The following is a 12795-nucleotide window of genomic DNA, read 5'->3' as shown; positions in this document are numbered from 1 at the left end:
CTTGATTGCATGTCCTCGTCAAGCCGTCACATCTTGACCGCGCCCGCCTGGCCGTACGCCAACGGGCCCCGTCACATCGGGCACGTCTCCGGATTCGCGCTGCCCGCCGACATGTTCAGCCGCTACCAGCGGATGGCGGGCAACAAGGTCCTGATGGTCAGCGGCACCGACGAGCACGGCACGCCGATCCAGGTTCAGGCCGACAAGGAGGGCGTGACCGCCCGCGAGCTGGCCGACCGCTACAGCTCCGTGATCGCCGAAGACCTGCACGGCCTCGGCATGACCTACGACCTGTTCACCCGGACGACGACGCTGAACCACTACGCGGTCGTCCAGGAGGTCTTCAAGGGCCTGTACGACAACGGCTACATCTTCCCGCAGAAGACGATGGGCGCCATCTCGCCGTCCACCGGCCGCACGCTGCCGGACCGCTACATCGAGGGCACCTGCCCCATCTGCGGGTACGACGGGGCGCGCGGCGACCAGTGCGACAACTGCGGCAACCAGCTCGACCCGATCGACCTGATCAACCCGGTGTCGCGGATCAACGGCGAGAAGCCGAAGTTCGTGGAGACCGAGCACTTCATGCTCGACCTGCCCGCGTTCACCGAGGTCCTCGGCCGGTACCTGCGCGGCAAGCAGGGCCAGTGGCGGCCGAACGTGCTGAAGTTCGCGCTGAACCTGCTGGACGACATGCAGCCCCGCGCGATCAGCCGCGACCTCGACTGGGGCGTCCCGATCCCGCTGGACGGCTGGCGCGAGAACCCGGCGAAGAAGCTGTACGTGTGGTTCGACGCGGTCGTCGGCTACTTCTCCGCGTCGGTGGAGTGGGCGCGGCGGTCCGGCGACCCGGAGGCGTGGCGCGCCTGGTGGCAGGACCCGGAGGCCCTGTCGTACTACTTCATGGGCAAGGACAACATCGTCTTCCACGCCGAGATCTGGCCGGCGATGCTGCTCGGCTACAGCGGCCGGGGCGACAAGGGCGGCACGCCGGGCTCGCTCGGCGCGCTGAACGTCCCGACCGAGGTGGTGTCGTCGGAGTTCCTGACGATGGAGGGCAAGAAGTTCTCCTCGTCCCGCAACGTCGTCATCTACGTGAAGGACTTCCTGGAGCGCTACGACGTCGACGCGCTGCGCTACTACGTCGCGGTCGCCGGCCCCGAGAACCAGGACACCGACTTCACGTGGTCGGAGTTCGTCCGCCGCAACAACGACGAGCTGGTCGCCGCGTGGGGCAACCTCGTCAACCGGTCGGTGAACATGGCGGCCAAGAACTTCGGCGCGGTCCCGGAGGCGGGCGACCTCACCGACGCCGACCGGGCGCTGCTGGAGCGCAGCCGCAACGCGTTCGCGGCGGTGGGCGCCGAGCTCGGCCGGTCCCGGTTCAAGAACTCGATCACCGAGGCGCTGGACGTCGTCCGCGACGCCAACAAGTACCTGTCCGACCAGGCGCCCTGGAAGCTGAAGGACGACCCCGCGCGGGTCGAGTCGATCCTGCACACCGCGCTCCAGGTCGTCGACGACGCGAAGACGCTGCTGACGCCGTTCCTGCCGAACTCCTCGCAGAAGGTCTACGAGATGCTCGGCGGGCAGGGCGTGTGGAGCGGCATGCCGGAGATCTCGACGGTGTCGGAGGAGGGCGGCCCCGACTACCGCGTCCTCACCGGCGACTACGCGACCGAGGCGCGCTGGGAGTCCACGCCGATCAAGCCGGGCGTGCCGCTGAGCAAGCCGACGCCGCTGTTCAAGAAGCTGGACACGTCCGTGGTGGACGAGGAGCTCGCGAGGCTGGAGGACAGGTGAGCCGAGACGGGGACGGGCAGGCCTCGCGGTCCTACCCGCCGCTTCCCGAGCGCCTGCCCGTCGACGTCTTCGACAGCCACTGCCACCTCGACGTCGTCGAGACGCCGATCGACGAGCAGCTGAAGTCGGCGAAGGCGGCGGGCATCGCGCGGATCGTGACGATCGGCTGCGACCTGCCGTCCTCCCGGTTCGCGGTGGAGGCCGCCGGCGAGTTCGACGACGTCTACGCGGCGGTCGCGATGCACCCGAACGAGACGACGGGCATCTCCGACGCCGTCCTGGAGGACATCGCCCGGCTGGCCGCGCACCCGAAGGTCCGCGCGATCGGCGAGACGGGCCTCGACTACTACCGCGACTGGGCCCCCAAGGACGACCAGCACCGCTCGTTCCGCGGCCACATCGAGATCGCGAAGCGGACGGGCAAGGCCCTGGTCATCCACGACCGCGAGGCCCACGACGACGTGCTCGCCATCCTGGCCGAGGAGGGCGCGCCCGAGAAGGTGGTCTTCCACTGCTACTCCGGCGACGCCCGGATGGCCGAGGTCTGCGCCGAGCACGGCTATCTGATGAGCTTCGCGGGGAATGTCACGTTCAAGAACGCGGAGCCGCTGCGCGAGGCGCTGCGGGCCGCGCCGCTGGACCTGGTGCTCGTGGAGACCGACGCGCCGTTCCTCACCCCGATCCCGCATCGGGGCAAGCCCAACGCGTCCTACCTGATCCCGCACACCGTCCGCGCGATGGCCGAGGTCAAGGGCGTGGACGTGGCGGAGCTGTGCACGGCGATCGCCGCGAACGGGGAGCGCGTCTTCGGGCCCTGGTGAGGACGCGCCCCGGTCGCCGGGGAGCCGCGCCGGGGCGGTCCGGCGGGGACGTGGCGACCGCGTTCGGGGCCCGCGCGGATGGGGCCTCTGAGGGCGATGAGGTGGCGGAGGACGCCCGGGTGGCTCTACTCTCTGGCCATCGAGCGGGCGTCCCCGAGCCCGGCCCCCTGGAGGAACCCCCGTGCTTCGGAACACCGTGCGCCGGACCCCTGCGCGTCGGAACACCGTGCGTCGGAACACCCCGCGGCTGAACTCCCTTCGCCGCGCGCCCGTGCTCTCGGCCGCCTCCCTCGTGGTGGCGACGGCGCTGCTGGCGGCGGCGTGCGGCGGCGAGGAGTCACCGGGCCCGAAGAGCACCGCCCCCGTCGCGGACGCGCCGAAGACCAGCGCCCCCGCGCCGCACAAGGTCGTCGTCGTGGTCGACGGCAAGCAGACCGAGACGATGACGACCGGCACGACCGTCCAGCAGGTCCTGGAGCAGGCGAAGATCGCGCTCGGCCCGCACGACCTGGTCGAGCCGGCCGCCGCGCAGCCCGCGGGCGAGGTCATCAAGATCGTCCGGCTGCTGTCCGCGCCGAAGCTCAAGGTGATCAAGACGCCCGCCAAGACGATCCGCAAGCGGAGCTCCTCGGTGCCGCCGTGGAGCGAGAAGGTCCTGCGCGAGGGCACGGACGGCGTCAAGATCGTGAAGTGGGCGTACGTCCGGCGCAAGGGCAAGAAGGTCCCGAAGGTCCTCGCGCAGAAGATCAAGCGCAAGCCGGTCGCGCGGATCCTCGCGGTCGGCCCGAAGTCGGCGGGCACCGGCTCGGCGGCGGGCCTGAACTGGGCGGGGCTCGCCAAGTGCGAGTCCGGGAACAACCCGAAGGCCGTGAACCCGGCCGGGTACTACGGCCTCTACCAGTTCTCCATGGCCACCTGGACGACCGTCGGCGGCAAGGGCAGGCCGTCCGACGCCAGCGCCGGCGAGCAGACCTACCGCGCCCAGCTGCTCTACAACAAGGTCAACGGCCGCTGGCAGGGCCAGTGGCCGAACTGCGGCAAGTTCCTGTTCTCCTGAGCCCTCCGGCGAGCTGAGACAATCACCGGATGGGGGAGACACGGGGGCTGCTCGGGCCGGCGGACGTGCGGGAGCTGGCGGCGCGGCTCGGCATCAGGCCGACGAAGGCGCTCGGGCAGAACTTCGTCATCGACGCCAACACCGTCAGGCGGATCGTGCGGACCGCCGCGCTGTCCGCCGACGACGTCGTCATCGAGGTGGGGCCCGGCCTGGGCTCGCTCACGCTCGCGCTCCTGCCGGCGGCGCGGCGCGTCGTCGCGGTGGAGATCGACCCGGCGCTCGCCGCCGAGCTGCCCGCCACGGTCGCGGCGCGCGAGCCCGACCTCGCGGGACGGCTGGAGGTCGTCCGCGCCGACGCGATGAAGATCACAAAGCTGCCGGGCCCGGACCCGACCGCCCTCGTCGCGAACCTCCCCTACAACGTCGCCGTGCCCGTCGTCCTGCACCTGCTGGCCACCCTGCCGTCGCTGCGGACCGCGCTGGTCATGGTGCAGGCCGAGGTCGCCGACCGGATGGTCGCGCCGCCCGGCGGCAAGATCTACGGCATCCCCTCGGTGAAGCTCGCCTGGTACGGCGCCGCGCGCCGCGCCGGGGCCGTCGGGCGCGCGGTGTTCTGGCCCGCGCCGAACGTCGACTCCGGGCTCGTCGCGTTCACCCGCCGCGACCCGCCGCCGGGCGCGGCGTCCCGCGCGGAGGTGTTCGCCGTGGTCGACGCCGCGTTCGCGCAGCGCCGCAAGACGCTGCGCGCGGCCCTCGCGGGCTGGGCGGGCTCCGCCGCCGCGGCCGAGGAGGCGCTGCGCGCGGCGGGCGTCGATCCGCGCGCCAGAGGAGAAGCTCTGGACGTGGCCGCCTTCGCCCGGATTGCCGAGTATGGTCCTTCACGCCGGGGAGATCGTTCCCCAGCCCCCTAGGCGGGCTCTTTCCCCCGGGGGCGGCCCCGCGGGGCGGCACACCACCCAGTACCAGCCGGAGGTCGATGTGAAGGCGCGTTCGCGAACGGCGCGGACCCGAGTGCCCTTCGGGGGGCCCAGGCTGCCCCTCGTGGGGACGGCGCTGCTCGCGGCCGCGGCTCTGGTCGCCACGGTCGCGGCCGGCTGCGGGGACGGCGCGGGCGCGGTACCGAAGATCACCACGACGGCGCGCGCCGGGGTGGCGCCCGTCCCGCCGCAGCAGGGCGCCTACTTCGGCGCCTGGGTGCCGCCCGAGGGCACCGGGAGGCCGTCGTCCGCGCCGGGCCCGGCCCGGTCGGGCTCACCGTCCCGCTCCGCCTCCGCCTCGCCGTCCGCTTCGGCGGCGTCCAGCTCGCCGTCCGGGAAGGACGCGGGGAAGCCCGGCATGGCGCCCATCGCCGCGTTCGAGGGGCAGCTCGGCCGGCAGCTCGACATCGTGCAGAGCTACCGGGGCTGGAAGAGCGACTTCCCCGGCGCGCTGGAGAAGTCCGTCGCGGACGGCAACCGGTACCTCCTGCTGACCTGGGGCGGCGCCGACACCCGGGAGATCGTCAAGGGCGAGCACGACGACCTCATCGCCCGCCGCGCCCGCGCCGTCAAGGCCCTCGGCAAGCCGGTGTTCCTGCGCTGGTCGCGGGACATGGACAAGTCGTCGGCCGAGAAGCGCGTCCACTCCCCGGCCGACTTCGTCGCCGCCTGGAAGCACCTCCGGGAGATCTTCAAACGGGAGAAGGTCGACAACGTCGCGTGGGTGTGGTGCCCCACCGCCCGCGGGTTCGGCGGCGCCGACGCCGGCGCCTTCTACCCCGGCGACGACCAGGTCGACTGGATCTGCGCCGACGCGCAGCCCGGCGGCGACTACGACTACCGCGACCTGTCCGAGGTGGTGAAGCTGTTCATGGAGTGGGCCCGCAAGCACAAGAAGCCCATCATGATCGCCGAGTTCGGGGTGCCGAGGTCCTACGGCACCCGGCGCGCCGAATGGCTCCGCGAGGCCGCCAGTACCCTCCAGGACCCGCAGGTCAAGGCCGTCGTGTACTTCGACTCCGACGAGCAGGCCGAAAGCGCCCGCGACAAGCGCCGCGCCTACTCGGTGACCGGCGACAAGCACGCGACGTCGGCGCTCCGCGAGCTGGCGACCACCCCGTACTTCAACCCCCGCAACCTCCCCGTCACCAGCGGGGGGTAGCGGTCCCGTAGGGTTTCCGACGTGAGCGCAGTGACGGTACGCGTCCCCGCCAAGGTGAACCTCCAGCTCGGCGTGGGGCCGATCCGAGATGACGGCTACCACGACCTCGTCAACGTGTTCCACGCCGTGTCGCTGTTCGACACGGTGACCGCCGAGCCCGCGCGGGAGCTGGAGGTGCGGGTCCAGGCCGCGCCGCACTCGCGGGTGGCGATCGGCGGCGTCCCCACCGACGGCGACAACCTCGCGGCGAAGGCCGCCCGGCTCGTCGCGGACCGGCTCGGCGTCGAGCCGCGGGTCGCGCTGCGGATCCGCAAGGCGATCCCGGTCGCGGGCGGCATGGCGGGCGGCAGCGCCGACGCCGCCGCCGCGCTGGTCGCCTGCGCCCGGCTGTGGGACGACCGGGAGCGGCCCGCCCTGTCCAGGGACGCCCTGATGGAGCTCGGCGCCGATCTCGGCAGCGACGTGCCGTTCGCCGTCCTCGGCGGCACCGCCGTGGGCGTCGGACGCGGCGAGCGGCTCACCCCCGCCCTCACACGCGGCACCTTCCACTGGGTGTTCGCCACCGCCGACGGCGGCCTGTCCACGCCCGCCGTCTACGGCGAGTGCGACCGGCTCCGGCTGGAGGCGGGGCGGGCGGCGCCGTGGCCGAGCGTGTCCGAGGAGCTGATGACCGCGCTCGCCACCGGCGACGCCAAGGGCCTCGGCGCCGCGCTGTCGAACGACCTGCAGCCCGCCGCCGTGTCGCTGCGCCCGTCGCTGCGCCGCACGATCGACGCCGGGCGCGACCTCGGCGCGGTCGGCGCGCTCGTCTCCGGGTCCGGGCCGACCTGCGCGTTCCTCGCCGAGACCGCCGAGGACGCCGCCGACCTCGCCGCGGCGCTGGACGGGGCGGGCGTCGCCGAGCAGGTCGTCAGGGCGTCCGGCCCCGTCCCCGGCGCGACCCTGCTCTGAGCGGTAGGTGCGGTCCGCACATAAGCGAACCTCCCGCCCGCGACGGACGTCCTACTCTCCGTGACAGCGATTCCCTGCCGCATCGATCCCTCCGGCGAGGTGGAGCGATGACGATCCTGCCCGCGCTCCTCGGCCTGGTCGCGCTCGCCACGATGGCGACGCTCGTCGTCCTGGCCGTCCGCCGCGACCGTGACATACGCCACAACGCGCCTGGCGCGGCCGTGTCGGCCGCTAGTGTGCGAGGCCCCGCCGGGGACCGTTCCGCACCCCCGGCCGTCCGCTGAACGGCGGCGCGTCCGAAGGGCGGTGATGGAGATGAGTGCCGGAGGTCTGAGCGTGTCGATACTCCTCGTGCTGCTGATCGTCCCGCTGGTGCTGCTCGCCGGGATCGCGCTCGTCATCGTGGCCGCCACCCGGAGCGGGTCCCGCGGCGCCGGCGCCCCGCCGGGATACGGCCAGCCGGGGTACGGCCAGCCCGGATACGGTCCGCCGCAGTACGGCGCGCCCGGGGCGGGCCCGCCCGGATACCCGCCGCCGCCCGCGGACCCGCACGGACACCAGCCGCCGCCTCCCGGGCCGTCCGGGCCGCCGCCCGGCTCCTGAGCGCGCGAACGGCGCGTCCGGGGCAATAGGCTTGACGGTGTCGTGAATCTGATCAACCTTGAGAACGTCGCCAAGGCCTACGGGCCCGCGCCGCTGCTCGACGCCGTGTCCCTCGGCCTGGACGAGGGCGACCGCGTCGGCGTCGTCGGCCGCAACGGCGGCGGCAAGAGCACCCTCGTCTCCGTCCTCGCCCGCGAGACCGAGCCCGACGCCGGACGGGTCACCCACGCGCGCGGCGTGCGGCTCGGCTACCTGACGCAGCGGGACGCGTTCCCGGAGGGCGCGACCGTCCGGTCCGTGGTCCTGGGCGACCGCGCCGAGCACGAGTGGGCGGGCGACGTCCGCGTCCGCGACATCCTCGCCGGGCTGCTCGCCGACCTCGACCTGGACGCCCCGCTCGCCGGCATGTCCGGCGGCGAGCGCCGCCGCGTCGCGCTGGCCCGGCTCCTCGTCCCCGAGTCCGACCTGCTGATGCTGGACGAGCCCACCAACCACCTCGACATCGAGGCCATCGACTGGCTCGCCCGGCACCTGAGGGGCCGCAAGGTCGCGCTGCTCGTCGTCACCCACGACCGCTGGTTCCTCGACGAGGTCACCGACCGGACGTGGGAGGTCGTCGACGGCCGCGTCGAACGCTACGAGGGCGGGTACTCCGCGTACGTCCTCGCCAAGGCCGAGCGGTCCCGGATCTCCGCCGCCACCGAGGCCAAGCGGCAGAACCTGCTGCGCAAGGAGCTGGCGTGGCTGCGCCGCGGCCCGCAGGCCCGCACGTCCAAGCCGAAGTTCCGGGTCGACGCCGCGCAGGCCCTCATCGCCGACGAGCCGCCGCTGCGCGACTCCGTCGAGCTCACCCGGTTCGCGACCGCGCGGCTCGGCAAGACCGTCTACGACCTCGAGGACGTGTCCGTCGAACTCGGCGGCCGCGAGCTGTTCACGCGCATGACCTGGCAGCTGGGGCCCGGCGACCGGGTCGGGCTCGTCGGCGTCAACGGCAGCGGCAAGAGCACCCTGCTGCGCCTCCTCGACGGGGACGTCCGGCCGCAGTCCGGGACGGTGGTGCAGGGCAAGACCGTCCAGCTCGCGCACCTGTCGCAGAACCTGGAGGAGCTCGACCCCTCCCGGCGCGTCCTGGAGTCCGTCGAGGAGATCAAGCGCCGCATCACCGTCGGCAAGCGCGACTGGACGGCGAGCCAGCTCCTCGAACGCCTCGGCTTCCCCGGCGACCGGCAGTGGACGCCCATCGGCGACCTGTCCGGCGGCGAGCGCCGCCGCCTGCAGCTGCTCCGGCTGCTGATGGGCGAGCCCAACGTCCTCCTCCTGGACGAGCCCACCAACGACCTCGACATCGAGACCCTCACCGAAGTCGAGGACCTGCTCGACGGCTGGCCGGGGACGCTCGTCGTCGTCAGCCACGACCGGTACTTCCTGGAGCGCATCACCGACCACGTCGTCGCCCTCCTCGGCGACGGCCGCGTGTCGATGCTGCCCGGCGGCGTCGACGAGTACCTCGACCGCCGCGCCGCCGGGACCGCCCCCAAACCGGGCGCGGCGCCCAGTACCGGTACGGCGCCCAGGTCCGGAGCTGCCGCCGAGCCGCCCGCACCGCCCAAGCCCAAGGGCGGCCAGGACTGGAAGGCCCGCAAGGAGCTCGACCGGCTCGAACGCCGCCTGGAGAAGCTCGCCGGGCAGGAGGCCGAACTCCACGAGCGGCTCGCCGCGCACGCCACCGACTACGCCAAGCTCCAGGAACTCGACGGCCGGCTCCGCGAGATCCAGGCCGAGGCCGCCCGCGTCGAAGAGGAATGGCTGATGCTCGCCGAGGATCTCGGCTAGCAGGACGGCCCGCTGGAGAAAGCGGTACAGACCCGGCATGATCCCTCAATGACGACTTGGATCATCGAGACGAACGCGCCCGGCAGCGGCCCGCGGCTCGCCGTCAAGGACGCGATCGACGTGGCCGGCCTGCCCACGACGGCGGGCTGCGAGGCCGTCGCCGAGCGCGCCGAACCCGCCGCCGCGGACGCCCCCGTCGTCGCCTCCGCACGCGCGCAGGGCGCCCGCATCGCGGGCAAGGCGAACCTGAACGAGCTGTGCATGGCCGCCGACGGCGTCAACCCGTGGTCCGGCACGCCGGTGAACCCGCTCGACCCGTCGCGGGTGCCGGGCGGCTCGTCCAGCGGCTCCGCCGTCGCCGTCGCCACCGGCGAGGCCGACGTCGCGTTCGGCACCGACACGTCCGGGTCGGTCCGCATCCCCGCCGCGTGCTGCGGCATCGCCGGGCTGAAGACCACCAACGGGCGCGTCTCCCTCGAAGGCGTGTACCCGCTGTCGCCGACCCTGGACGTCGTCGGGCCCATGGGACGCGACGTCGCCGCCGTCGTCCTCGGCATGGGCCTCATCGAACCGGGCTTCACGCCCGTCCCGTACGACCCGGACCTCCCGGTCGCGCGCCTCCGCGTGGACGGCGTGGACCCCGCGATCGACGCCGCCGTCGACGACGCGCTGCGCCGCCTCGGCCCCTTCACCGACGTCAGGTCCGCGCACTACGAGCAGGCCGCCGGCGCCAACGGCGTCATCCTCAGCGGCGAAGGGGCGCGGCAGAACGGCCACCTGCTCGACGACCCGGCCAAGCTCAGCGGACGCATCCAGCGGCGCATCCGGCAGATGGCGGAGGTGGCGGAGGCCGGGATGCTCGGCTGGGCCCTCGGCGTCCAGCAGGAACTCCGCGCCGAGCTGGACGCGATCCTCGCCCGGCACGCGGCGATCGCCCTGCCCGTGCTCACCTGCGTCGCCCCCGAACCCGGCGAGGCGGACGAGTCCGACCTCGTCCTCACCACGCTGGCGGGCCAGGTCAACGTCGCCGGGCTGCCCGCGTTCGCGCTGCCCGTCCCGCTGCCGGGCTCGCACCTGCCCGCGTCGGTCCAGCTCATCGGGCCGGCCGGCGGCGAGGAGCGGCTCTGCGGGCTGGCCGCCGCACTGGAGGCCGCACTGTCCTAGCCGTGCTGTGCTGGCCGCGCTCTAGTCCCGGTCGAACGGGATCAGGAGGGTGCGGAGAAGACCGGCGAGCAGGTCGCGCTGCTCCGGGGTGAGGCTGTCCAGGATCGCCTGCTCCCGGTCGAGCAGGTCGGCGAACGCGGCGTCCACGCGCGTCAGGCCCGCCTCGGTGAGGCGGACCTGCACGCCGCGCTTGTCCAGCGGATCGGGGTGCCGCTCGACCAGGCCCGCCGCCGCGAGCCGGTCGATGCGGTTCGTCATGGTGCCGGACGTCACCAGCGTCGCGCGCAGCAGCCGCCCCGGACTCAGCTGGTAGGGCGCGCCCGCCCGGCGCAGCGCGGTCAGGACGTCGAACTCCCACGACTCCAGGTCGTGCGCGACGAAGACGGCGCGCCGGGCGCGGTCGAGGTGCCGGGCCAGCCGGGACACGCGGCTGAGGACCTGCAGCGGCCGGACGTCCAGGTCCGGACGTTCCGCGTTCCACGCCTCGACCAGCCGGTCGACCTCGTCGCGCATCCCGCCACCCTACCTGTCTCGATATCGAGACACACGCCCCGATCCGGCGGGCAGCGCCGCGGCGATGCGCTCCGCCGCCTCCGGCGCCTGCCGGCGCCCCTCCCGGAAGGCCGGCGTCCAGCGCGACATGTCGCCGACGTTGCCGCCGAACGCCTCCAGCGTCCGCCCGTCCGGGACGATCCGGACGGCGGCGCCCGCCCCGTCCGCGTCCGGCACGGGCGCCGGCGCGATCGGCTCGACGAGGACGACCGTCCCGGCGCCCTCCGCCAGCCCCGCGTTGGACCCGCCGCCGAACGCGCCGTCCATGTAGCGGCGCCCGCCGATCGTCACCGGCTCGGCGAAACCCGGCGCCGCGCTGCTCGCGGCGACCGCGGCCGAGAGCGGGACGCCGCTCGCCCCGTCCCAGGTGACCGGCTCGCCCGCCGCCACGTCCACCCCGGTGACCAGCAGCCGGCCGGCGGGCCACTCGTCCGTGCCGATCAGGAACGCCATGCCCGCGCGGTGCCGCTCCTCGGGCAGCGCCCCGGCGTCCAGCGCGAGCCGCCCGATCCGGCGCCTGACCTCGTCCGGCGCCAGCTCCGGGTCGGCGCCCAGCTCGAACGCCCGCACCATCACCGACAGATCCGCCGGCGGCCGCGGCTCGTCCGGCGGCGGCAGCTCCGCCAGCGCCGCCAGATCCCGCCCCGTCATGATCGCCGCGCCCGCGATCGCGCCCGCCGACGTGCCGACGACCAGGTCCGCGTCCGCCGGTTCCACGCCCGCCTCGCGCAACCCGGCCGCGAGCCCGAGCAGCCACGCCGTCCCGACCGGCCCGCCGGGGCCGAGCACCAGCGCCCACTCGTCCACTCTCATGCCCGCGAGCCTAGAAACCCAGGCCGCTCGCCGCCATCGGCCGCGAGTCCTAGGCCCACGACCCCGTTGACTTGCGGCGTGTTGTTGTTATGACGGGCCGCATAACAACAACACGCCGCAGGTCAACGAGATCGGTCGGTCGACACGCCGGAGGAGTCTTGACATCAAGATAGGGGCGGGGCATGCTTGTCTTGATGTCGAGAGAAAATGGCGCCGTGTGGGATCCCGCGCAGTACGGGGTCTTTGGCGGTGAGCGCGCGCGGCCGTTCGCCGAGCTCGTCGCGCGCCTCGGCGGCGCCGAGCCCGCCCGCGTCGCCGACCTCGGCTGCGGCAGCGGCGAACTCACCGCCACCCTCGCCGCCCGCTGGCCCGCCGCCGTCATCGAGGCCCTCGACAGCTCCCCGGAGATGATCGCCGAAGCCCGCCGGCACGAGATCCCCGGCCGGCTCTCCTTCCGCGTCGGCGACGTCACCGCCTGGAAGCCCGGCGGACCCGTCGACCTCATCGTCTCCAACGCCGTCCTGCAGTGGGTCCCCGGGCACCCCGGCCTGCTGCCCCGATGGGCCGCCGCGCTCGCCCCCGGCGGACGGCTCGCCTTCCAGGTCCCCGGCAACTTCGGCGCGCCCAGCCACGCCCTGCTGCGCGAACTCGCCCGCTCCGACCGCTGGCGCGCGAAGCTCGGCCGCCTCCAGGAGGACGCCCCCGTCCTCGACCCGGCCGGCTACCTCGACCTCCTCGCCCGCCACGGATACGCCGTCGACGCCTGGGAGACGACCTACGCGCAGGTCCTCCACGGCGACGACCCCGTCCTCGAATGGGTCAAGGGCACCGCGCTGCGGCCCGTCCTCGCCGCACTCGACCCGGACGAGACCGGCGAATTCCTCACGACCTACCGGGAGCGGCTCCGCCGCGCCTACCCCGCAGCCCCTTACGGGACCGTGTTCCCCTTCAGGAGGATCTTCGTGATCGCCACGCGGAACACCACCTAGACGGGATGCCGCCCGTCCGCCGGGGGAGGCGACTCGTTCCCCTGCGGTGTGCCAACCCCGGACGGATGGG

General features: G+C 73.7%; 13 protein-coding genes. 11 read left to right on the top strand and 2 right to left on the bottom strand.

All coding sequences use genetic code 11. The features are described from left to right. Positions 1-9: 9 nt before the first annotated feature. The 10 genes from metG to ACA511_RS33925 all read left to right on the top strand — a co-directional run bounded on the left by metG (position 10) and on the right by ACA511_RS33925 (position 10371). The gene (gene metG / locus ACA511_RS33970) at positions 10-1803 is read left to right on the top strand and encodes a methionine--tRNA ligase (RefSeq protein ID WP_375028793.1); all 1794 of its coding nucleotides are present in this window, start codon (positions 10-12) and stop codon (positions 1801-1803) included. Beyond that, positions 1800-2624, top strand: coding sequence for a TatD family hydrolase (locus ACA511_RS33965; protein ID WP_375028792.1), 825 nt, complete (start codon positions 1800-1802; stop codon positions 2622-2624). Before metG ends, ACA511_RS33965 begins: the two co-directional genes overlap by 4 nt. Before the next feature lie 226 nt (positions 2625-2850). Continuing rightward, positions 2851-3681 (top strand): transglycosylase family protein, encoded by an 831-nt coding sequence (locus ACA511_RS33960; RefSeq protein ID WP_375028791.1) that lies wholly within the window; start codon positions 2851-2853, stop codon positions 3679-3681. Positions 3682-3710: 29 nt separating this feature from the next. Then, the gene (rsmA, locus tag ACA511_RS33955) at positions 3711-4592 is read left to right on the top strand and encodes a 16S rRNA (adenine(1518)-N(6)/adenine(1519)-N(6))-dimethyltransferase RsmA (RefSeq protein ID WP_375028790.1); all 882 of its coding nucleotides are present in this window, start codon (positions 3711-3713) and stop codon (positions 4590-4592) included. Positions 4593-4722: 130 nt separating this feature from the next. Continuing rightward, the gene (locus tag ACA511_RS33950) at positions 4723-5820 is read left to right on the top strand and encodes a glycoside hydrolase family 26 protein (protein WP_375028789.1); all 1098 of its coding nucleotides are present in this window, start codon (positions 4723-4725) and stop codon (positions 5818-5820) included. Between the two features lie 30 nt (positions 5821-5850). Next, positions 5851-6771, top strand: coding sequence for a 4-(cytidine 5'-diphospho)-2-C-methyl-D-erythritol kinase (locus ACA511_RS33945; RefSeq protein ID WP_375028966.1), 921 nt, complete (start codon positions 5851-5853; stop codon positions 6769-6771). Positions 6772-6878: 107 nt separating this feature from the next. Further along, on the top strand, positions 6879-7055 hold the full coding sequence (locus ACA511_RS33940) for a hypothetical protein (RefSeq protein WP_375028788.1): 177 nt from the start codon (positions 6879-6881) through the stop codon (positions 7053-7055). Positions 7056-7107: 52 nt separating this feature from the next. Then, positions 7108-7374, top strand: coding sequence for a hypothetical protein (locus ACA511_RS33935; protein ID WP_375028787.1), 267 nt, complete (start codon positions 7108-7110; stop codon positions 7372-7374). 42 nt (positions 7375-7416) lie between these two features. Beyond that, positions 7417-9207 carry an ABC-F family ATP-binding cassette domain-containing protein gene (locus ACA511_RS33930; protein WP_375028786.1) on the top strand — a complete coding sequence of 597 codons (1791 nt, stop codon included), beginning with the start codon at positions 7417-7419 and terminating at the stop codon, positions 9205-9207. Between the two features lie 48 nt (positions 9208-9255). Further along, positions 9256-10371, top strand: coding sequence for an amidase (locus ACA511_RS33925; protein ID WP_375028785.1), 1116 nt, complete (start codon positions 9256-9258; stop codon positions 10369-10371). 21 nt (positions 10372-10392) lie between these two features. Here the strand turns inward: ACA511_RS33925 and ACA511_RS33920 are convergent, their stop codons facing one another. Next, a complete protein-coding gene (locus ACA511_RS33920) occupies positions 10393-10884 on the bottom strand; it encodes a MarR family winged helix-turn-helix transcriptional regulator (RefSeq protein ID WP_375028784.1) in 492 nt (163 codons plus the stop codon). Positions 10885-10893: 9 nt separating this feature from the next. Continuing rightward, the gene (locus tag ACA511_RS33915; RefSeq protein WP_375028783.1) at positions 10894-11736 is read right to left on the bottom strand and encodes a patatin-like phospholipase family protein; all 843 of its coding nucleotides are present in this window, start codon (positions 11734-11736) and stop codon (positions 10894-10896) included. Between the two features lie 194 nt (positions 11737-11930). On the opposite strand from ACA511_RS33915, the gene ACA511_RS33910 reads away from it, so the two are divergent. Next, positions 11931-12725 carry a trans-aconitate 2-methyltransferase gene (locus ACA511_RS33910; RefSeq protein WP_375028782.1) on the top strand — a complete coding sequence of 265 codons (795 nt, stop codon included), beginning with the start codon at positions 11931-11933 and terminating at the stop codon, positions 12723-12725. Positions 12726-12795 lie beyond the last annotated feature (70 nt).

The sequence above is a fragment of the Actinomadura sp. GTD37 genome, from assembly GCF_041951365.1.
GTDB lineage: Bacteria > Actinomycetota > Actinomycetes > Streptosporangiales > Streptosporangiaceae > Spirillospora.
This window is presented reverse-complemented; position numbering and strand designations above follow the sequence as displayed.

Excerpts from the sequence above, each read along its gene's own strand:
- metG (WP_375028793.1), top strand. The coding sequence starts at position 10 with ATGTCCTCGTCAAGCCGTCACATCTTGACCGCGCCCGCCTGGCCGTAC.
- rsmA (WP_375028790.1), top strand. The coding sequence starts at position 3,711 with ATGGGGGAGACACGGGGGCTGCTCGGGCCGGCGGACGTGCGGGAGCTG.
- ACA511_RS33940 (WP_375028788.1), top strand. The coding sequence starts at position 6,879 with ATGACGATCCTGCCCGCGCTCCTCGGCCTGGTCGCGCTCGCCACGATG.
- ACA511_RS33925 (WP_375028785.1), top strand. The coding sequence starts at position 9,256 with ATGACGACTTGGATCATCGAGACGAACGCGCCCGGCAGCGGCCCGCGG.
- ACA511_RS33920 (WP_375028784.1), bottom strand. The coding sequence starts at position 10,884 with ATGCGCGACGAGGTCGACCGGCTGGTCGAGGCGTGGAACGCGGAACGT.
- ACA511_RS33915 (WP_375028783.1), bottom strand. The coding sequence starts at position 11,736 with ATGAGAGTGGACGAGTGGGCGCTGGTGCTCGGCCCCGGCGGGCCGGTC.
- ACA511_RS33910 (WP_375028782.1), top strand. The coding sequence starts at position 11,931 with ATGTCGAGAGAAAATGGCGCCGTGTGGGATCCCGCGCAGTACGGGGTC.